At 66.4% G+C, this 20,414-nt stretch carries 16 protein-coding genes and 1 riboswitch; of the genes, 9 read left to right on the forward strand and 7 right to left on the reverse strand.

The genetic code is table 11. From position 1 onward, the window contains the following. Positions 1 to 336: 336 nt before the first annotated feature. The 3 genes from ACX9MO_RS17760 to ACX9MO_RS17770 form a co-directional block, all read right to left on the reverse strand. The gene (locus ACX9MO_RS17760) at positions 337 to 1,023 is read right to left on the reverse strand and encodes a DUF502 domain-containing protein (protein WP_222489935.1); all 687 of its coding nucleotides are present in this window, start codon (positions 1,021 to 1,023) and stop codon (positions 337 to 339) included. A 92-nt stretch (positions 1,024 to 1,115) separates the two neighbouring features. Continuing rightward, entirely contained in the window at positions 1,116 to 2,036 is a 921-nt protein-coding gene (locus tag ACX9MO_RS17765) for a pseudouridine-5'-phosphate glycosidase (protein WP_462212812.1), read from the reverse strand. Next, a complete protein-coding gene (locus ACX9MO_RS17770) occupies positions 2,033 to 2,926 on the reverse strand; it encodes a PfkB family carbohydrate kinase (protein WP_222489937.1) in 894 nt (297 codons plus the stop codon). The genes ACX9MO_RS17765 and ACX9MO_RS17770 overlap by 4 nt, the downstream gene beginning before the upstream one ends. Before the next feature lie 446 nt (positions 2,927 to 3,372). Between ACX9MO_RS17770 and rpsB the strand changes: the two genes are divergently transcribed. The 6 genes from rpsB (at position 3,373) to nrdF (ending at position 9,812) form a co-directional block, all read left to right on the forward strand. Next, entirely contained in the window at positions 3,373 to 4,140 is a 768-nt protein-coding gene (gene rpsB / locus ACX9MO_RS17775) for a 30S ribosomal protein S2 (RefSeq protein ID WP_462212813.1), read from the forward strand. A gap of 78 nt (positions 4,141 to 4,218) precedes the next feature. After that, positions 4,219 to 5,094, forward strand: a complete 876-nt coding sequence (gene tsf / locus ACX9MO_RS17780; protein ID WP_222489939.1) for a translation elongation factor Ts — start codon at positions 4,219 to 4,221, stop codon at positions 5,092 to 5,094. Between the two features lie 529 nt (positions 5,095 to 5,623). After that, a riboswitch (cobalamin riboswitch) is annotated at positions 5,624 to 5,818 on the forward strand. A gap of 108 nt (positions 5,819 to 5,926) precedes the next feature. Further along, positions 5,927 to 6,148 carry a glutaredoxin-like protein NrdH gene (gene nrdH / locus ACX9MO_RS17785; protein ID WP_222489940.1) on the forward strand — a complete coding sequence of 74 codons (222 nt, stop codon included), beginning with the start codon at positions 5,927 to 5,929 and terminating at the stop codon, positions 6,146 to 6,148. Between the two features lie 18 nt (positions 6,149 to 6,166). After that, complete coding sequence (gene nrdI, locus ACX9MO_RS17790; protein WP_462212814.1) at positions 6,167 to 6,583, forward strand: class Ib ribonucleoside-diphosphate reductase assembly flavoprotein NrdI; 417 nt, start codon at positions 6,167 to 6,169, stop codon at positions 6,581 to 6,583. A gap of 68 nt (positions 6,584 to 6,651) precedes the next feature. Then, positions 6,652 to 8,733, forward strand: a complete 2,082-nt coding sequence (gene nrdE, locus ACX9MO_RS17795) for a class 1b ribonucleoside-diphosphate reductase subunit alpha (RefSeq protein ID WP_462214473.1) — start codon at positions 6,652 to 6,654, stop codon at positions 8,731 to 8,733. 101 nt (positions 8,734 to 8,834) lie between these two features. Further along, on the forward strand, positions 8,835 to 9,812 hold the full coding sequence (gene nrdF, locus ACX9MO_RS17800) for a class 1b ribonucleoside-diphosphate reductase subunit beta (RefSeq protein ID WP_222489942.1): 978 nt from the start codon (positions 8,835 to 8,837) through the stop codon (positions 9,810 to 9,812). A gap of 313 nt (positions 9,813 to 10,125) precedes the next feature. Here nrdF and ACX9MO_RS17805 read toward each other — a convergent pair whose 3' ends face one another. From ACX9MO_RS17805 to ACX9MO_RS17820, 4 genes are all read right to left on the reverse strand, one after another. Further along, positions 10,126 to 11,202 (reverse strand): FAD-binding oxidoreductase, encoded by a 1,077-nt coding sequence (locus ACX9MO_RS17805; protein ID WP_222489943.1) that lies wholly within the window; start codon positions 11,200 to 11,202, stop codon positions 10,126 to 10,128. After that, positions 11,199 to 12,434 (reverse strand): aromatic ring-hydroxylating oxygenase subunit alpha, encoded by a 1,236-nt coding sequence (locus tag ACX9MO_RS17810; RefSeq protein ID WP_222489944.1) that lies wholly within the window; start codon positions 12,432 to 12,434, stop codon positions 11,199 to 11,201. The genes ACX9MO_RS17805 and ACX9MO_RS17810 overlap by 4 nt, the downstream gene beginning before the upstream one ends. 404 nt (positions 12,435 to 12,838) lie before the next feature. Continuing rightward, the gene (locus tag ACX9MO_RS17815; protein WP_222489945.1) at positions 12,839 to 13,279 is read right to left on the reverse strand and encodes a MerR family transcriptional regulator; all 441 of its coding nucleotides are present in this window, start codon (positions 13,277 to 13,279) and stop codon (positions 12,839 to 12,841) included. A 539-nt stretch (positions 13,280 to 13,818) separates the two neighbouring features. Beyond that, complete coding sequence (locus tag ACX9MO_RS17820) at positions 13,819 to 15,876, reverse strand: ASKHA domain-containing protein (RefSeq protein ID WP_462212815.1); 2,058 nt, start codon at positions 15,874 to 15,876, stop codon at positions 13,819 to 13,821. Between the two features lie 290 nt (positions 15,877 to 16,166). Here ACX9MO_RS17820 and ACX9MO_RS17825 point away from each other — a divergent pair, with 290 nt between their 5' ends. The 3 genes from ACX9MO_RS17825 (at position 16,167) to guaB (ending at position 20,339) form a co-directional block, all read left to right on the forward strand. Continuing rightward, complete coding sequence (locus ACX9MO_RS17825) at positions 16,167 to 17,390, forward strand: MFS transporter (RefSeq protein WP_462212816.1); 1,224 nt, start codon at positions 16,167 to 16,169, stop codon at positions 17,388 to 17,390. A 185-nt stretch (positions 17,391 to 17,575) separates the two neighbouring features. Then, positions 17,576 to 18,739 carry a hypothetical protein gene (locus tag ACX9MO_RS17830; RefSeq protein WP_222489948.1) on the forward strand — a complete coding sequence of 388 codons (1,164 nt, stop codon included), beginning with the start codon at positions 17,576 to 17,578 and terminating at the stop codon, positions 18,737 to 18,739. Between the two features lie 151 nt (positions 18,740 to 18,890). Beyond that, entirely contained in the window at positions 18,891 to 20,339 is a 1,449-nt protein-coding gene (gene guaB / locus ACX9MO_RS17835) for an IMP dehydrogenase (RefSeq protein ID WP_462212817.1), read from the forward strand. Positions 20,340 to 20,414: the final 75 nt, after the last annotated feature.

Genomic DNA, 20,414 nt, shown 5'->3' on the forward strand with positions numbered 1-20,414 from the left:
CGCGGTTAGGCGCTCCCGGTATGAATGCCTCTCTTTGATACCATCGCCGCATGCCACCTGCGCGGAACAAGGCCGCAGGCCGCCGCGCATCGCAGGCAGGCCCCCACGCGGCGGCGATTTGGTGAGGCTGGGTGGTCTCTTGAGGGGAAGGGACGTGCTTGGCTGCGATAAAGTGGGGGCCAGACGGGTTCGGATCGCCCCCGCGCGCGCCGTCGATACGCGGCTTCGCGTTTCAGGGGAACGATTTGAATCGAAACATTTTTACGGGGTCGCGCAGCACGCAAACAGGCAGCTGAGAGTACAGCTTACTGACGCCCTCGCCGGCCGCACCCCAGATCACGCCCGCTTGGCGATCCGGGCTTCCTTCTCGGCCTTCGTTTCCGGGTAGACCAGACCCGCCGAAATCACCAGTTTCGCCGCATCCTCGACGGTCATGTCCAGCTCGATCACGTCTTCCTCGGGGAAGTAGAGCAGGAAACCCGAGGTCGGGTTCGGCGTCGTGGGCACGAAGACGCTGAGGAGTCTGCTGCCGGTTTCGGCACGCAACAGGACCTCGCCCTTGGCCTCGGTCGAGATGAAGCCGAGCGCCCAGATCCCCTTGCGGGGATATTGCACCATGCAGGCCTTGTCGAAGCTGCGGTCCGCCTGGGCAAAGACCGTCTCGGCGATCTGCTTCACACCGGAGTAGATCGAGCGCACGATCGGCATGCGTTCCACGAGGCTCTCGGCGAAGCGGATCAGCGAGCGCCCGATAAGGCCCTTGGCGATCCAGCCTACGAGGATCGTGAACACGAGGAAGATGATCACGCCCGCGCCGCGCAGGTTGATCCCGATGTACTGCTCCGGATTGAACCGGTCGGGGATCAGCGGCAGGACGAAGCCGTCGACCCAGCCGGCCAGCGTCCAGATCAGCCAGATCGTCATGCCGACGGGCGCAATCACCACGATCCCGGTCAGGAAATTCGAGCGGAGACGCGCAAGCAGCCCGGGCCGGCGGTGTTCCAAATGCAAGGGGTCGGTCATCTGCCGGGGAAACTCCTGATCACGCGGCACAATCTATGTGCTTCGCAGGTCCCCGGCAATGCCACATCGTGGTGAATTCGCAGCTGCAGAAATTACCGCGGCAGGGCGGCGAGTTCCGTCGCGATGGCCGCGCCCAGGCGGGCGTTGTTCAGCACCAGCGCGATATTCGCATCCAGCGACCGGCCTGCCGTCAGCTCGAAGATCCGCTGCAGCAGGAAGGGGGTGACGTCCTTGCCCTTGATGCCCGCGGCCTCGGCATCGGCCAGGGCGGTGGTGATGATCGGCGTGATCTCGGAGGCGGGGATCTCGTCGCCCTCGGGGATCGGGTTGGCCACCAGCTGGCCGCCGGGCAGGCCGAGGGCCGCGCGCATCCGCAGGGCGCGGGCGATCTCTGCGGCGGTGTCCATGCGCAGGGGCGCCTTCAGGCCCGAGCCGCGCGACCAGAAGGCGGGCAGTTCGTCCTGTCCCACGGCGATCACCGGCACACCGTAGGTTTCCAGCACTTCCAGCGTCTTGGGAAGGTCGAGGATCGCCTTGGCACCGGCTGCGATTACGGTGACCGGGGTCTCGGACAGCTCACGCAGGTCGGCGGAGATGTCGAAGGTCTCCTCCGCGCCGCGGTGCACGCCACCGATGCCGCCGGTGGCAAAGACCTCGATCCCGGCAAGGTTGGCGGCGATCATCGTGGCGGCCACGGTGGTGGCCCCGGTGCCGCCCGCGGCGATGCAGGCGGCCATGTCGGCGCGCGACAGCTTGGCCACGTCCTTGGCCTGCGCAAGCGCGGTCAGCTGCTCGTCGGTCAGGCCGGCATGCAGCGTGCCCTCGATCACGGCGATGGTGGCGGGGACGGCACCGGCGGCCCGGATCGTCTCTTCCACCAGCTTGGCGGTTTCGAGGTTCTGGGGATAGGGCATCCCGTGGGTGATGATCGTGCTCTCCAGCGCCACGATGGGCTGGCCTGCGGCCTTGGCGGCGGTGACTTCGGGCGAGAGGACGAGGGGCAGGGGGATCATACGGGGCTTTCTCCGGAGACATAGCGCGCGGCGGCCCTGAGGGCGGCCTCCAGCGCGGTGGCGCGGTCGGCGCCATCGAGTTCTGCGGCCACGTGGGCGGCCATGAAGGTGTCGCCTGCGCCGGTGATGCGGGCGACGGTGACGGGGGGCGGGGCGGCGCTGAGGATGCCTTCGCGACGGGCGCAGCCATCGGCGGCGGCCTCGGACCCGTCGGTGACCAGCACCCGACGCGCCCCACCCGCGATCAGCGCGGCGGCGGCCTCGGGGGCGGAGGTGAAGAGACGCCCGCAGAGCAGGCCTGCCTCCTCGAGGTTCACGTAGAGCACCGCGCGGTGGTGATGCAGGAAGGGCCGCAGACGCTCGGCCTTGCCGGGCGAGGCCGGGGCCACGCGCAGGTCGGCCTCGGCAAAGGCCGGATGGGCCGCGATTTCCTCCAGCAGTGCCAGGGTCAGGTTGCCGTCGAGGGCCACGGGACCGGTATAGGGCGCCTCGGGCGATCCCAGCGTCCCGTCCACCAGCGGCGTCAGGATGCGCGCGCCGGCAGCCTCCAGCGAATGGGCATCGGCGATGGCGGCAATCAGCCCGTTCTCGCCCTCGATCGCCATGTATCGATCGGTCGGGTGGCTCTCGGAGCGGTGGACATGGCTCACGTCCATGCCGAGCGCCTCGCAGGCGGTGACGAGCTCATCTCCCTCCGGGTCCCGGCCCACGGCGGTCAGAAGCACGGGGCGCAGGCCGAAGGGCTGCGCCGCCATGGCAATGTTCATGGCCACGCCGCCGGGCAGGCGGCTGATCCGGCCGGGCACGTCGGAGCCCACGCGCATCCGGCTGCCGGTGCGGCCGATGATGTCCCAAAGGACAGCGCCGATACAAAGAAGGTCTCGTGTCATACTGCTTCTTGCCCCGCACTGCGCCACACGGCAAGAAGCGACGCACCGGCATCGGCGGCGCTGACCGGACTTTTTGAAAAGTCCGGACCGTTTTCTTCGAAGAAAACGGGCAAGGTTGCGAAACGGGCGCCGGTGGAGGGGATCTGACCGGCTTCGGACCGCGACCAAGATTTTTCGAAGAATCTTGGAAATATTCTTCGAAGAAGTTTCCGCGCTGGGATCGGACGGGGGGGATAGGCCCTCGGACGGCGTGAAACACCCGGAAAAGCCGGTTCGGGCCCATAAAAGCCGGTTGGGGGTTGTGGCCCTGCGGGGGATCGGCTAAAGGGCGCGCACTCAATCCCGCAGGTGGGGTCGGGCCCATGGGGGAGACATCCCCATGCGTCCACCGGTTGACCATAAGGTTCACACCCCCGCCAAGGCGTAAACCGGAAAGGATATAGGACATGGCTCTTCCCGAGTTCACCATGCGCCAGCTGCTTGAAGCAGGCGTGCACTTCGGCCACCAGACGCAGCGTTGGAACCCCCGCATGGGCGAGTTCATCTATGGCGCGCGCAACGGCATCCACATCATGGACCTGACGCAGACCGTTCCCATGCTGGACGCGGCCCTGAACGTCGTTCGTGAAACCGTCGCCAAGGGCGGCCGCGTTCTCTTCGTCGGCACCAAGCGTCAGGCCGCAGCGCCGATCGCCGAAGCCGCAGAGAAATGCGCTCAGTACTACATGAACCACCGTTGGCTGGGCGGCACGCTCACCAACTGGAAAACCGTTTCGCAGTCGATCAACCGCCTGAAGGAAATCGACGAACGTCTCGAGGGCGGCGCCGAAGGCCTGACCAAGAAAGAGCGTCTCGGCATGGAACGCGAGCAGGCCAAACTGCAGGCCTCGCTGGGCGGTATCCGCGAAATGGGCGGCGTGCCCGACCTGCTCTTCGTCATCGACGTGAAGAAAGAGGCGCTCGCCATCCTCGAAGCCAAGAAGCTGGGCATCCCGGTTGTCGCCATCGTCGACACCAACTGCTCGCCCGAAGGCGTCGACTACATCATCCCCGGCAACGATGACGCGGCCCGCGCCATCTCGCTCTACTGCGACCTCGCTTCGCGCGCGGCTCTCGACGGCATGACCGCCCAGCTGGGCGCCGCCGGCGTCGACGTGGGTGAGCTGGAAGCGCCCGAAGAGGAAGTCCTCGCCGAGGAACAAGCAGAGGCCTGATCGGCCCCTGTCACGAAAGTTTCAACGGCTGCGGGCATCACCGCAGCCGGATGTATTCAGACTTTGAGGAGAGCCACCATGGCGATCACTGCTGCACAGGTGAAAGAACTGCGCGAAATGACCGGCGCAGGCATGATGGATGCCAAGAAGGCGCTGACCGAGACCGATGGCGACATGGACGCCGCGGTTGACTGGCTGCGCACCAAGGGCCTGGCGAAAGCCGCAAAGAAATCCGGCCGCACCGCGGCTGAGGGCCTCGTCGCCGTCGCCGTCGATGGCGGCAAGGGCGTCGCGATCGAAGTGAACTCGGAAACCGACTTCGTCGGCAAGAACGCCGAGTTCCAGGCCATGGTGAAGGGCTTCGCGGATGCCGCCCTGAACGTGGCCGACGTCGAGACCCTGAAAACCACCGAGATCGGCGGCAAGACCGTCGAAGCGATCCTGACCGACAAGATCGCGACCATCGGTGAGAACATGACCCTGCGCCGGATGGAATCCATCGAAGGCGAGACCGTCGTGTCCTACATCCACAACGCGGCTACCGACGGCATGGGCAAGATCGGCGTTCTCGTCGCCATGACCGGCGGCGACGAAGCCTTCGGCCGTCAGGTCGCCATGCACGTCGCAGCTGCCAACCCGGCCGCCCTGAACTCCGACAGCCTCGACCCGGCCGTCATCGAGAAAGAGCGTCAGGTCCAGATCGACATCGCACGTGAATCGGGCAAGCCCGAAGCCGTGATCGAGAAAATGATCGAAGGCCGCATGAAGAAGTTCCTCGCCGAGATCACTCTCGTCGGCCAGGCCTTCGTCGTGAACCCCGACCTGACCGTCGAAGCCGCTGCGAAAGAAGCCGGCGCCACCATCACCGGCTTCATCCGGATGGAAGTCGGCGAAGGCATCGAGAAAGTCGAAGAAGACTTCGCAGCCGAAGTGGCGAAAGTCGTCCAGGGCTGAGCCTTCCGGCAGCCCTGCGCTGCCATGGACAGAGACAGGAAACGGCGCCGGTACCCCCGGCGCCGTTTTCGATTCCGGCCATTGGTTCGGGGCCATTGGTTCGGGGCCATTGGATCGGGGCCGCCGCTTTGGGGCCGATCACGCTTGCCGGGAGGCCACTGGCCCCCACTGTTCGCCCTTTGACAGTCGGCTCGATGATCTTCGGTCAGCCATGTGGACGCGCACGGCGCGCTTGCGGCCCGGCGGCGGGCGAAAGGCTGCGTGCTCGACCGGCGGGGGGATCTGGATGGCCCCGAGCGATTCTCCCTGCCGTGTCGTTTCGCCTGTGTCGATGGTGCAAAGCCGCCTTGCAGGGGCGGCTCTGCACTTGGCATCCGGGGCGTGACGGGATATTGGGCAGACCACGGGGAAAGCAGGACCGCCGAAGCGGCCGCATCTCCCGGCTCTTCCCATGAAAACAAGGTCTTGGGGGCATATGCCGGAACGCCCCAAAAGCTACACCATATATTGACACTTTGCTGAAATCGGCACAATATGCAGGGGTCTTGGTGCTCTGGGGGTGTGACGCCCCGAGGCAAGAGGGAAGCCGGTGGAACTCCGGTACTACCCCCGTAGCTGTGAGCGGTGAGCCGAAGTCCCGTATCCACTGGCGTCATGCCGGGAAGGGGGGGCCGGTGCGATTGGAGCCGCGAGTCAGAAGACCTGCCAGGACAGCAGATTAACCACACCGGACGGAGGGTCCGGGGATGTGGACCGCGGCGCCCCCGGGCGGCGCGCGTCGGCCTCTCCGTCCCTCACGCCGCCAGAGGATGTCAGAGCAAGGGACTGCCCGATGACCATCACCGTCTATTCCAAACCCGCCTGCGTGCAATGCACCGCCACCACTCGCGCGCTGGACGCCAAGGGACTGGAGTTCGAACTGGTCGACCTGACCCAGGACGCCGACGCAATGGCCCGCGTGACCGAGCTCGGCTACCGCCAGGCCCCCGTGGTCATGGCCGGTGACGACCACTGGGCCGGCTTCCGTCCCGACAAGATCGCCGCTCTGGCGTAAGCCCGGTGTGATCGCGTGATGGGCGGGCTCGTCTACTTTTCCTCCCGGTCGGAGAACACGGCACGTTTCGTGACCCGGTTGGGCCTGCCTGCCCAGAGAATCCCGACCGACCCGGAGGCGGCGCTGCCTGCGCCTGACGCACCCTTCGTCCTGATCTGCCCGACCTACGCGGACGGGCAGGGCCGGGGCGCTGTGCACAAGCAGGTGATCCGCTTCCTCAACGACGCCCGCAACCGCGGGCTGCTGCGCGGGGTCATCGCCGCGGGCAACCGTAATTTCGGCACCACCTTTGCCATGGCCGGCGACGTCATCGCCGCCAAGTGCAAGGTGCCCGTGCTCTACCGTTTCGAACTGGCGGGAACCGACGGAGATGTCACCCGCGTCTCAGAAGGATTGGACAAGTTTTGGAAGACGCAATTCTCGACCGCGAGCTGACTGACAGCGCCCCCGCAAAAGGCGTCCCGGCCGAGTGGCAGGGGCTGGATTACCACGCGCTCAACGCGATGCTGAATCTCTATGACGAGAACGGCAAGATCCGCTTCGACGCGGATCGCATGGCGGCGCGCCAGTACTTCCTGCAGCACGTCAACCAGAACACCGTCTTCTTCCATTCGCTGGACGAGAAGCTGAACTACCTCGTGGAGGAAGGCTTCTACGAGGACAGCGTGCTGAAGCAGTACGACCGCGCCTTCCTGCGCAAGATCTGGGACGCGGCCTTTGCCAAGAAGTTCCGCTTCCCGACCTTCCTCGGCGCGTTCAAGTACTACACCAGCTACACGCTGAAGACCTTCGACGGCAAACGCTACCTCGAACGCTTCGAGGACCGCGTGGTCATGGTCTCGCTCGCGCTTGCGCGCGGCAACGAGGCCGACGCCATGAAGCTGATGGAAGAGATCATCGGCGGCCGTTTCCAGCCCGCCACGCCCACCTTCCTGAACGCTGGCAAGGCGCAGCGCGGTGAGCTGATCTCCTGCTTCCTGCTGCGTCTCGAAGACAACATGGAAAGCATCGGCCGCGGCATCAACTCGGCGCTGCAGCTGTCCAAGCGCGGCGGCGGCGTGGCCCTGATGCTGACCAACATCCGCGAGCATGGCGCGCCCATCAAGGGGATCGAGAACCAGTCCTCCGGCGTGATCCCGGTGATGAAACTGCTGGAAGACAGCTTCTCCTACGCGAACCAGCTGGGTGCGCGTCAGGGGGCAGGGGCGGTCTACCTGAACGCCCACCACCCGGACATCCTGCGTTTCCTCGACACCAAGCGCGAGAACGCGGACGAGAAGATCCGCATCAAGACGCTGTCCCTTGGCGTCGTGGTGCCGGACATCACCTTCGAGCTGGCGAAGAAGAACGAGGACATGTACCTCTTCTCGCCGCATGACGTGCAAAAGGTCTATGGCCGCCCGTTCTCGGAAATCTCGGTGACCGAGAAGTACCACGAGATGGTCGACAACCCGCGGATCAAGAAGAAGAAGATCAACGCGCGCCAGTTCTTCCAGACGATCGCCGAGATCCAGTTCGAGAGCGGCTATCCCTACATCATGTTCGAGGACACGGTGAACAAGGCGAACCCGATCGCGGGCCGCATCACCATGTCGAACCTGTGCTCGGAAATCCTGCAGGTGAACGAGGCGTCGGAGTTCAACGAGGACCTCGGCTACAAGCACCTCGGCACCGATATCTCCTGCAACCTCGGCTCGATGAACATCGCCAAGGCGATGGACGGCGGCGATCTGGCGGGCACGGTCGAAAGCTCGATCCGCGCGCTGAACGCCGTGTCGGAAATGTCCGCCATCGACTCCGTCCCCTCGGTGCGTCGCGGCAACGACGAAAGCCACGCCATCGGCCTGGGCCAGATGAACCTGCACGGCTTCCTGGCGCGCGAACGCATCCACTACGGCAGCACCGAAGGCGTTGATTTCACCAACATCTACTTCTGCACCGTTCTGTTCCACGCGCTGCGCGCCTCGAACAACCTGGCGAAGGAGCGGGGCGCCGTCTTCAAGGGCTTCGAACAGTCGAAATACGCCGACGGCACCTTCTTCGACAAGTACGTCGACCGCGACTGGCTGCCGGAAACCGACACCGTGAAGGCGCTCTTCGAGAAGTTCGGCGTGGCCGTGCCCACGCGCGAGGACTGGGCGGCGCTGCGCGACGCAGTGGTGAAGGACGGTCTCTTCAACCGGAACCTTCAGGCCGTGCCGCCGACCGGTTCGATCAGCTACATCAACAATTCGACCTCCTCGATCCACCCGATCACCGCCAAGGTCGAGATCCGGAAAGAGGGCAAGATCGGCCGCGTCTATTACCCGGCGGCCTTCATGTCGAACGACAACCTCGAATACTACAAGGACGCCTACGAGATCGGCGCCGAGGCCATCATCGACACCTATGCCGCGGCCACCCAGCACGTGGACCAAGGCCTGTCGCTGACGCTGTTCTTCAAGGACACGGCCACGACGCGCGACATCAACAAGGCGCAGATTTACGCGTGGAAGAAGGGGATCAAGACGATCTACTACATCCGCCTGCGCCAGATGGCCCTTGAAGGCACCGAGGTGCAGGGCTGCGTGTCCTGTTCGCTTTGACGTTCTCCTCCCGGGTCGTGTAGACGGCCCGGGACCCTTCCTTTCCGGGTACGGACGCTGCCAACCAGTCCCGCCCGGCTGCCTGTTTCAGGATGCTGCCCATGAAAGACCTCGCCCAAGCCCGCCCGGTGCCCCGCGCCATCAACTGGAACCGCCTGCAGGACGACAAGGACCTGGAGATCTGGAACCGCCTGACGGTGAACTTCTGGCTGCCCGAGAAGGTGCCGCTGTCGAACGACATCCAGAGCTGGTCGCAGCTGACCGAGGAAGAGCAGCGGCTGACGATCCGCGTCTTCACCGGGCTGACCCTGCTGGACACGATCCAGAACTCCGTCGGCGCGCCCAAGCTGATGGAAGACGCGATCACCCCGCACGAGGAATCCGTGCTGACCAACATCGCCTTCATGGAGGCGGTGCACGCGCGCTCCTATTCCTCGATCTTCTCGACGCTGTGTTCCACCGCCGAGGTGGACGAGGCCTTCCGCTGGTCGGAGGAGAACGCGCAGCTACAACAGAAGTCGCGTCTGATCCTCGATGAATACGACGCCACCTCGAACCCGCTGCGCAAGAAGATCGCCAGCGTCTTCCTCGAGAGCTTCCTGTTCTACTCGGGCTTCTACCTGCCGATGCACTGGTCGTCGCGCGCGCGCCTGACCAACACCGCCGACCTGATCCGCCTGATCATCCGGGACGAGGCGGTGCACGGCTACTACATCGGCTACAAGTTCCAGCGCGGCATGGAGCGCCTGACCGAGGCCGAGCGGGACGAGCTGAAGGACTTCGCCTTCTCGCTGATGTTCGAGCTCTACGAGATCGAAACCCGCTATACCGAGACGCTCTACGATCCGCTGGGGCTGACCGAGGACGTTAAGAACTTCCTGCACTACAATGCCAACAAGGCGCTGCAAAACCTTGGTTTCGAAGCGCTTTTCCCGGAGGAGCTGTGCAAGGTGAACCCCGCGATCATGGCGGCGCTCAGCCCCAACGCGGATGAGAACCACGACTTCTTCTCGGGCTCCGGCTCGTCCTACGTGATCGGCAAGGCGGTCGCGACCGAGGATGACGACTGGGATTTCTGATCCCGGATTGGATGTGGAAGGGGCGGTCTTCGGGCCGCCCTTCTTCGTTGGTGGGCGACGAGGACTTCGGACCCGCTGCCCTCTGGCAGGACAGATGATGCGGCCGGTTGCGCGTCAACGCTCCCGAGGCGCATCGACCGACCCCACCGCGCGCGCCCGCTCCCGATGACGGGCGCTCCACCCATGTTCATCTTTCCAAAAATACTCAAAATCCCGGGGTGCCCCGCGCGCCCCGCAATCGGCCCCCGCGACCCCCCACACACAAAAAGGGCGGCGCCCCCACCGGCGCCGCCCAGTTCCGAAGCCGTGTCCCTCAGACCTCGACTTCGACCTTGCCGATCGGGTGCGAGCAGCAGGCCAGCACGTAGCCGTCGGCGATATCGTCGTCGGTGATCCCGCCGTTGTGCACCATGTGCACCTGGCCCGAGACCTTCTTGATCTTGCAGGTTCCGCAGACGCCGAAGGTACAGCCCGAGGGGATGTTGAGCCCGGCGTTCCGGGCAGTCGCGAGAATCGTGTCGGTCTCGGTGCACTTCTGGGACACGCCGGAGACGGTGAATTCCACCTCGGCGGAAGCGTCCTCGTCCGGCACCACGTCGCCTTCGGTCGCATCGGCGTCCTCGGCGGCCAGCGAGGGCTGGAAGCTCTCCTGGTGGTAGTGGTCCATGTCGAAGCCGAGGCCCGCAAGCGCGTCCCGGACCGCCTGCATGAAGGGCTCGGGCCCGCAGCAGAAGACCTCGCGCTCGAGGTAGTCGGGCGCCATGAGGCCCAGCATCAGCTGGTTGAACATGCCCTGGTAGCCGGTCCAGGGCTGGTAGCGGTCACCGTGCTCCACGACCCACCGCAGCTCGATCCCCTCGAAGCGGCTCGACATATGCTCCAGCCGCTCGCGGAAGATGATGTCCGACGGGCGCTTGGCACAGTTCACGAAGACCACGTCGGGGATGCGCCCCTGGTCGTACATGTAGGTCACCATCGACATCATCGGCGTGATGCCGGAGCCCGCCGAGATGAAGAGGTATTTCTCCGCCGGATGGTGGTGCGAGGTGAAATGCCCCGCCGGGCCCATGGCCTTGATCCGCATGCCCGGCACGAGGTTGTCCAGCATCCAGCGGGTGCCGAGCGAGCCGGGCTGCGCCTTGACCGTCACGCTGATCGAGAGCGGCCGCGAGGGCGAGGAGGAGATCGTGTAGGTGCGGTAGAGGGGCCCGCCCGGCACCGGCAGTTCCAGTGTCAGGAACTGGCCGGGCAGGTAGGAAAAGAGCGCCCCCGAGGGCGCGGCAAAGCAGAAGGTCCGGACGTCCGGCGCCTCGGGGATGACCGAGACGCATTCCAGCGTCTCGTCATCCTGCCAGTAGCGGACCGCGGGGCTGATCTTGTCGACGCTCATTCCGCAGCCATCCGCTGCGGGGTGAGACGGTCTGCCATCGTGGCGCAATACCAGTCCACGAACTGGATCACGCCGCTTTCCTGGATCGTGGAGTAGGGCCCGGGGGTATAGGCGGGCGAGTTGATGCCCTGCTGGTTGTCCTCGACGACGCGGCGGTCCTCGTCATTGGTGGCGATCCAGACCTCGGTCAGTTCCTTCAGGTCATAATCCTTGCCCTCGACCGCGTCCTTGTGGACCAGCCAGGTGGTCTGGACCTCGGTCTGCTGCGGCCCGATGGGGGTGACGCGGAAGGTGATCGAGTGATCCGGCAGGAAGTGGTTCCAGGTCGTCGGGTAGTGGAACTTCAGCAGGGTGCCCGCATCATCGGGCTGCACGTGGCCCAGACGTTTCTGCACCGCCATGCCGCCATTCATCGTGTAGCTGAGCGCGCCCAGCTTCAGCGGCATCCGCGCCATGCGGTACTGACCGTTGTCGGAGATGTGGAACTGCGCCGGTGCGCCAGCGGCTTCGCACTTGTCGAAATGCGCCTGCAGGTGCGCGGGCACGTCGCCGCCTTCACCGATGAAGGTGACGGAGGGATCGTCCGGGTAGGTCCGGCAGAGCGCCGGGTGGTTGCCGCCGCAGTGATAGCACTCGCGGTTGTTTTCCCAGACCAACTTCCAGTTACCTTCCTCGACGATCGTGGACTGGAAGGCGATCTTGGCATCGCTCAGGTCATGCACGGCGAGGTAGGGCTCGGCCTTGGCCGCGAAGGTGTCGAAATCGGGCGCCTCATCCGCGAGGCAGATGTAGACCAGGCCGGCCAGCACGCGGCAGTGCACCGGCTTCAGCCCGTGCTGCGAGGGGTCGAAGTCCGCGCCCATGTCGCGGGCCCAGATCAGCTTGCCGTCGAGGTCGTAGGTCCACTGGTGGTAGGGGCAGACCAGCTTGGCCACGCTGCCCGACGTGCCCTTGCAGATGATCGAGCCGCGGTGACGGCAGGTGTTGTGGAAGGCACGGATGACGCCGTCTGCGCCGCGCACGATGGTGATGCTGGCACGGCCGACCTTGTGGGTCACGAAGCTGCCGGTCTTGGGCAGCGAGGCGATCGGCGTGACGAAGAGCCAGTCGGTGTGCCAGATCAGCTCGAGGTCGGTCTGGTAAACGTCCTCATCGCCATAGAACGCCTGTTCGAGCGCGTAGCCCGGCTTGCGCCGGAGAAGAAGGTCCTGAGTCTTGGCCCGTGCATCCATGGCCTGTCTCCTTCGCGGGGCGCGGGGCCCCCGGGGTAAAGAAGTAGGGCGACAGGCAGGGTGCGCGCCGCGTCCGTGCCGCGGAGAAACGCCCCGACCGCCGCCCGCGGTTCGACGTCTTGCCAGTGCGGCCCGGACCTGTCCCGCGTGCCGCCCCGGGGCCCGCTTCGGGCAGGGCCCGTGGCAGCGACCGGGAGGCAGGCGGGGCAAGGGCGGGCGGAACGGGGGCCGGAGCTGTGCCGGAGCGCCGTTTCGCGGCGCCCTTCGGGCCGCGTCTGACATCCGGTTTCAGATTACAGGCAGGCGTCATGTCGCAATGCAGCATTTGCGACATGGTGTCGTTCATTCAAGACGTTGAGGGCTGGCGGCGGGTCTGCGCGGGAGGGCGGCTGCCGGTGATGCACTCAGTGCGGGACGTCGGTTTCCGGTGCGCTGTGCTCGGTCAGGCATTCGGAGTGATCGCGCAGCACCTCGATGACGCGACAGGCCCCGGCGGCACCGCCTGTGCAATCCTCGACCATGCGGGCCAGTTCCCTGCGCAGCTTCTCCAGACGGGCGATGCGCTGCTCCACCTCGCGCAGCTGGCGCGCCGCGATCCGGTCGGCGCCCGCACAGGGTTGTTCGGGATGGTCGGAGAGGTCGAGCAGGTCGCGGATGGCATCCAGACCGAATCCCAGTTGCCGGGCATGGCGGATGAAGGCCAGCCGGTCGAGCTCTGCCGCACCATAGCGCCGCTGCCCGCCGGCGCTGCGCGCAGCCTCGGGCAGGAGGCCGATCTGCTCGTAGTAGCGGATGGTCTGCACCTTGGTGCCGGTGCGCTTCGCAAGGGCGCCGATTGCATACATGGCAGAGTCCTTTGCTGAAAACGTATTTCAATTTTTACTATGCAGATCTTCTCGTAACGTATGGTCATCTTTGAAGAAAAGAAACTGGATACCTTCCTTTCGGGGGAAGAATTCGAATTTTTCACCCATATGGGGTATGCGCGGATCCCTGCCGATCCGCCAGAAAGAGTACATCTTCTTCCACTACGGAAGGGGCTTGGATCAGGCGCCCATCGTGCAAACGGGGTCTGTCGGACGGCGACGGGAGAACGGCAGCTACGGCTGACGGGTCGGCTTCGACAGGCTGGGGGTCAGGCCAGTCACACCGGGGAGGAGCACCGCAGGACAGGTCCCACGGTCAATGGGGATTGGACGGGGGGGATCTCTCCTGCGGTACATGCGACATGTATAGCGGGGGCTTGCATGTTCGCCCGGGTGAGGTCGGATCTGTTGCGGGATTCGGCCTCACTCGACCACGATCTCCGTCATTCCTGACCTGCGCCGGCGACCCGACAGGACGTCCGGCCCGCCGCGTTTTCACCGCTTGTCGCCTCCGCGCCTCAGCCCCGGCGGCGCCGCCTGCGCCCGCCGCCAGCCCCGTCACCGCCGGTGTTGAACGACACCTCGGGCAGGGTCACGACGCTTGAGAGATGCGGGAAGGGATCGCTGGCATGGGGCAGGGCGTTCGCCGCCACGAAATGCTCCTGAAACTTCGGCGCGATGGCGGTTTCGACCTTGGTGATCGCCTGTACATCGCCTTCGATCTGCGCCCGCGCCGCCCGGTTGCACAGCGCGATCCGCGCGCCGGTCCCCGCCGCGTTGCCGGCACTCGTCACCTTGTCGAGCGGCACATCGGGGATCATCCCCAGCACCATCGCATGCTTGGGCGAGATATGCGCCCCGAAAGCCCCGGCCAGCACGACGCGGTCCACCGTCTCTACCCCGCGTTCATCCATCAGGAGCCGCGCGCCCGCGTAGAGCGCGGCCTTGGCCAGTTGGATCGCACGGATGTCGCCCTGGGTCACGGTGATCCGGGGGCCGCCCTCGGCGCTGCCATCCCAGATCAGGTAACTGTGGGTGCGCCCATCGGGCACGCAACGGGCGGTGCCGGTCTGCTCGGCGCTGCCGATCAGGCCGGAGGCGTCCAGGACGCCCGCCATGCGCATCTCGGCCACCGCCTCGATGATGCCGGATCCGCAGATGCCCGTGATCCCGGTCTGGGCCGTCGCCTCGGCAAAGCCCGCCTCGTCGGACCAGAGGTCGCAACCGATGACGCGGAAGCGCGGGTCGCGGGTCACCGGGTCGATTTCCAGCTTCTCGATCGCGCCGGGCGCGGCCCGCTGGCCGGAGGAGATCTGCGCCCCTTCGAAGGCGGGGCCGGTGGGCGAGGAACAGGCCAGCACGCGGGTCTTGTCGCCCAGCAGGATCTCGGCATTCGTGCCGACGTCGACGATCAGCACGAGGTCTTCCGACGCCTCGGGCGCCTCGGAGAGCGAGACCGCCGCCGCATCGGCCCCCACGTGGCCCGCGATCAGGGGCAGCGTGTAGAGACGGGCCCGGGGGTTGATCGTCGTGAGGCCGACATCACGGGCGCCAAGCGCCTGCGCCGAGGAGGAGACAAGCGCGAAGGGCGCCTGTCCCAGCTCCGTCGGGTCGAGACCCAGAATGAGGTGGTGCATCACGGGGTTGCAGACCAGAGTTGCCTCGACGATCAAGCCCGGATCGACGCCCGCATCGCCCGCCAGATCCTCTGCCAGCCGGGCCATTGCCTCGCGCACCGCGCGGGTCATCTCGGCGTCGCCTCCGGGGTTCATCATCACGTAGGAGACCCGGCTCATCAGGTCCTCGCCGAAGCGGATCTGGGGGTTCATCAGCCCGGCGGAGGCCAGCACCTCGCCGGTGACGAGGTCACACAGATGCCCCGCGATGGTGGTGGATCCGAGGTCGATCGCCAGCCCGTAGAGCCCGCCTTCATGGAGGCCGGGCCAGATGTCGAGGATGCGCGGCGCGGCCGCGGTGTGATCGCGGAAGACCGCGACGGAGACCTTCCAGCCGCCCTTGCGCAGCGCCGGTTGCAGTTTGGCCAGCAGCGAGAGATCGGCGGTGGCGCCGGGCAGGTCCCATTGCGCCTCCAGCGCCGCCGCCAGCCGCTCCAGATCGCCGGAGGGTTCATGCATGTCGGGCTCTGTCACCTCGACGAAGTAGAGCTTCGTCGCCGGATCCATGGTGATCGCCCGGGCCGAGGCCGCCTTGCGCACGACCTGCTTGTGCACCTGGCTTTCGGGGGGCACGTCGATGACCACGTCGCGCAGGATCTGCGCCTGACAGCCCAGCCGGCGGCCCGTGGCCAGCCCGCGCACCCGGTCATAGCGCGCCTCGACCGCGTTCCACTCGGAGAGCGCATCCTCATGCACCGTGACGCCATGCTTGGCGAATTCGCCGTAACCCGGGGTGATTTGGCATTTCGAGCAGATGCCGCGCCCGCCACAGACGGAATCGAGATCGACCCCCAGCTGGCGCGCGGCCTGCAGCACCGGCGTGCCCGCGGGCACGCGGCCGCGCTTGCCGGACGGGGTGAAGATGACGAGGGGATCGGCAGTGGAGGTGTCTTGGCTCATGATCGGGTCTTTGCAGCTGGTGCATCGACCATAGGCACCGCGGCGGCCCCGTCGCAACCGGGAGCGGCAGATCAGGGCGCATGGGCGGCATCGCGTGACATGCGTCACAGTGCGGCGCGCGCCGGTCATGGGCATTTGACATGGGTACCTTCGCGGTATCGCGCCGTATCGCACAGGCCCAGACGGGGACCCGCTCGAAACGGTGGATGGACATTCTGCGCTGCAGCGGGCAGGGTTGTCCGGATTTTCGCGGCCTCGACCGCGCCCTGTCCTGACCTCCGAAGTTCCAGATGACCGATACGCTCTCACCGACGTCCGCCCGGGCGACCTCTGTCCCCGTGCTGGCCATGGCGACGATCCTTGCCGCCTCCTCCCTGACCGTGATGGCCAATGCGACCATCTCGCCCGCGCTGCCGCAGCTGCGCGCGGCCTTCGCCGACACGCCCGGCATCGAGACGCTCAGCGGCCTCGTGGTGACGCTGCCATCGCTCTTCGTCGTGCTGACTGCCGCCGCCATCGGCGTCATGGCCGACCGGATGGACCGCCGTCCGCTGATGGTGGGGGCGATGCTGCTCTATGCCATCGGGGGGGCCTCGGGCCTCGTGGCGCAGGAGATCTGGCAGCTGCTGATCGGACGCGCGGTGCTGGGCCTCGGGGTGGCGGGCACGATGACGCTGGTCTCGGCCTATGTCTCGAGCCTCTGGATCGGACGCGAGCGGGAGCGATTCATGGGGCTGCAGATGGCGGCCATGAACATCGGCGGCATCGTCTTCATGATCGGCGGGGGCGTGATGGCCTCGTTCGGCTGGCGCACCGCCTTCGGCGTCTACCTCGTGGCGCTGCCGCTGGCGCTGCTGGCCTTCGTCACCCTGCGGGGGCTGACCCGCGTAGCCCCGCGCCCCGGCCCGGGAGAGGCCCCACAGGGCCCGCTGCCTGCCTTCCCGTGGAAGGCTTACGCGGTGCTCGGCTCGCTGGCGCTGCTGGCGATGGCGACGATGTACGTTCTGCCGACGCGGCTGCCCTTCGTGCTGGCGGAGCTTGGCGTGACCAACTCCACGCACCTCGGGCTTGCGCTGTCGATGCTGACCGTGGCCTCGCTGCCCGGCGCGGTCATGTTCGGCAAGATCCGCCGGATCATTTCGCCCCGGGTGATCATCGTCACCTCCTTCGCCGGCATGGCGCTGTCGCTGATCGTGATCAGCCAGGCGAGTTCTCCGTGGATGGCCGTGGTGGGCGTGCTGATCATGGGCGCCTCCATGGGGCCGGCGATGCCGAACTTCATGGCCTACTTCATGGAATTCGTCCCGCCCATGTACCGGGGCCGTGCCGCGGGGCTGATGACCATGGGCTTCTTCGGCGGGCAGTTCCTCTCGCCGCTGATCTCGGCACCGCTGGCCCATGCCTTCGGGCAGCAGGGCGGCTTCCTCGCCATGGCGATGCTGCCGGTGACGGTGGCGGTGATTGCCGGGCTCGTGATGGTGCTGACCCCGCGCCCGGTGCCCGAGTACATCTGACATGCAGGTGAGGGCAGGGCGAGGACGGGCCCGAGACAAGGCCTGAGGGAAGGCTTTGGGTAGGCTTTGGGTAGGCCTCGTAGGCTGCGACAGGACGCAGCCTCGCGTCGCACACGTTTTGCGTGTATGCTTCGGAGTGAACGCAGATTTTCCCCTGCGATCAACCCGATGCGAGGACCGTGACGATGACCCGTTTTCCCCTTCGCCGGTGCCTGCCGGTGCTCCTGTGTCTGCTGCCGCTGTTCGCCACTCCGCTTCGGGCCGAGCGGATCGAGGTCGGCGGGGATCTCTACGTCTCGGACCCGGAAAGCGGCGCCACGCCGCCCGCGCCGCGCAGCCTTTTCGCCATAGGCTTTTCCGTGGCCCAGGGGGCCGAGGTCGCCAAGGACGCCCATATCGCGGGCTTCCGGGTGGACATGAGCGGCGCGATCGGCGGCGACGTCTATGCGGCGGGCGGCTCGCTGACGCTGGATGCGCCGGTTGCGGGGGACGCCAGCATGGTGGGGGCCTCGATCTCGACGACGTCGAGGGCCGTGGTCTCCGGCAACGCACGGTTGAGTGCGGGCACGCTGACCCTCGATGGCGCCATGGAGGGCGTCCTGCTGGCCAGCGGCGGCACGGTGACCCTGAACGCCCCCGTGGCCGGGGATGTCTGGATCGCCGCGGGACAGGTGGACTTCGGCCCCGAAGCGCGGATCGGCGGTATCCTGCACCTCGCCACCTCGAACCGGCCGCCTATCCCGGCCTCGGTCGTGCCCGAGGACCGGATCATCTACGAACAGCTCGACGGACACGCACGGCAGATGATCGACCATGCCACCGGCGACTGGTCGCGCCCGGGGCCATGGACCGCGCTGCTGGGGGCGATCGTGGGGCTGGGCTTCTTCCTGATCATCGGGGTGGCCGCGCTCAGCGTGGCGCCGGAGCTGACCGAACGGTTGCGGATGCGTGCCATGACCCGGCCCGGGCAGGTGTTCCTCGCCGGAGTGCTGGGGCTTTCGGCGCTGGTGGGGCTGATCCCGGTGGCGGCCATGACCATCGTCGGCATCCCGTTGTTGCCGCTGATCATCGTCCTGATCATCGTGACATGGACCTGCGGCTACATGCTGGGCGTCTACACCATCGCCATGCGACTCTTCGTGAACTTCGGCCGGCCCGGTGCCACGCCCGAAGGCCCGACGCTGGGGCAGAAGCTGCTGGTGCTGGCCGGCGGCATCGTGGTGACATCGCTGGTGAATTTCATTCCCGTCCTGGGCTGGATCGCGAACGTGGTCATCATGCTGCTGGGAGCCGGCTCCATGGCGGCGCTGATCTTCGAGCGGCTCTTCGCCTGTCCGACCGAGCGCTGACCGGGGCGGGCCGGGTGGCGCAAACCCGATGCCCGCCGCATGTGCGCAGCGCATGTCCGATGCCGCGAGATTGCGGTTCTTTGGGGCTTTCCACTTGCCAGCATCCATGTAATAGGGAAGCGCCAATACGAACATCCCATGGAGTTGACCGATGGAGATTCGTGAGGCGCTGACCTTCGATGACGTTCTGCTTGTACCCGCTGCTTCCAGCGTGCTGCCGTCCACGGCGGATACGCGGACGAAGGTGACCAAGTCGATCTCCCTGAACATCCCGCTGCTGTCCTCTGCCATGGACACGGTGACCGAAAGCCGCATGGCGATCTGCCTCGCGCAGGCCGGGGGCATGGGGGTGGTCCACCGCAACCTCACCGTCGACCAGCAGGCCGAAGAGGTCCGCCGCGTCAAACGGTTCGAGAGCGGGATCGTCTACAACCCGATCACCCTGCGCGCCGACCAGACGCTGGCCGACGCCAAGGCGCTGCAACAGCGCTACAATGTCACCGGCTTCCCGGTGGTGGACGAGCGCGGGCTGGTCGTGGGCATCGTCACCAACCGCGACATGCGGTTTGCCAGCGATGACGACACGCCGGTCCGGGTCATGATGACCTCCAACAATCTCGCCATCCTGCACGAACCGGCCGACCGCGAAGAGGCCAAGAGCCTCATGAAGGCGCGCCGGATCGAGAAGCTGCTGGTGACCGACAAGACCGGCAAGCTGACCGGCCTGCTGACCCTGCGCGACACCGAACAGGCCGTGCTGAACCCGACCGCCTGCAAGGACCAGCTGGGCCGCTTGCGGGTCGCCGCGGCCTCCACCGTCGGCGATGCGGGCTTCGAACGGTCGCAGGCGCTCGTGGATGCGGGCGTCGACATGATCGTCATCGACACCGCCCATGGCCACTCCGAGGGCGTGGCCAAGGCCGTCGAACGGGCCAAGGGCCTCTCCAACGAGGTTCAGGTCGTCGCGGGCAACGTCGCCACCGGCGAGGCCACGCGGGCGCTGATCGGTGCAGGCGCGGATGCCGTGAAGGTCGGCATCGGCCCGGGCTCGATCTGCACCACGCGGATGGTGGCCGGCGTGGGCGTGCCCCAGCTGACCGCGATCATGGATTGCGCCACTGCCGCAGGTGACACGCCGATCATCGCGGATGGGGGCATCAAGTTCTCGGGCGACTTCGCCAAGGCGATCGCAGCCGGGGCCTCGGTGGCCATGGTCGGCTCGATGATCGCGGGCACCGACGAAAGCCCGGGCGAGGTGATCCTCTACCAGGGCCGCTCGTTCAAATCCTACCGTGGCATGGGCTCGCTCGGCGCCATGGCGCGCGGCTCGGCGGACCGCTACTTCCAGAAGGACGCGGCTTCGGACAAGCTCGTGCCCGAAGGCATCGAGGGGCAGGTGCCCTACAAGGGCTCGGCCGGTGCGGTGCTGCACCAGCTGGTCGGCGGCCTGCGCGCGGCCATGGGCTACACCGGCTGCGCGACCGTGGACGAGATGCGGCAGAACTGCACCTTCGTGAAGATCACCGGCGCGGGGCTGAAGGAAAGCCACGTCCACGACGTGCAGATCACCCGCGAGTCGCCGAACTACCGGGTCGGCTGATCCGGCTTCGATAGCGCGGCCCTCGGAAGGGGGCCGCGACCTTTCCTGATCGGGCGCGCAGCCGCGTTGTCCCGG

This window comes from Pseudooceanicola profundus (genome assembly GCF_054919315.1).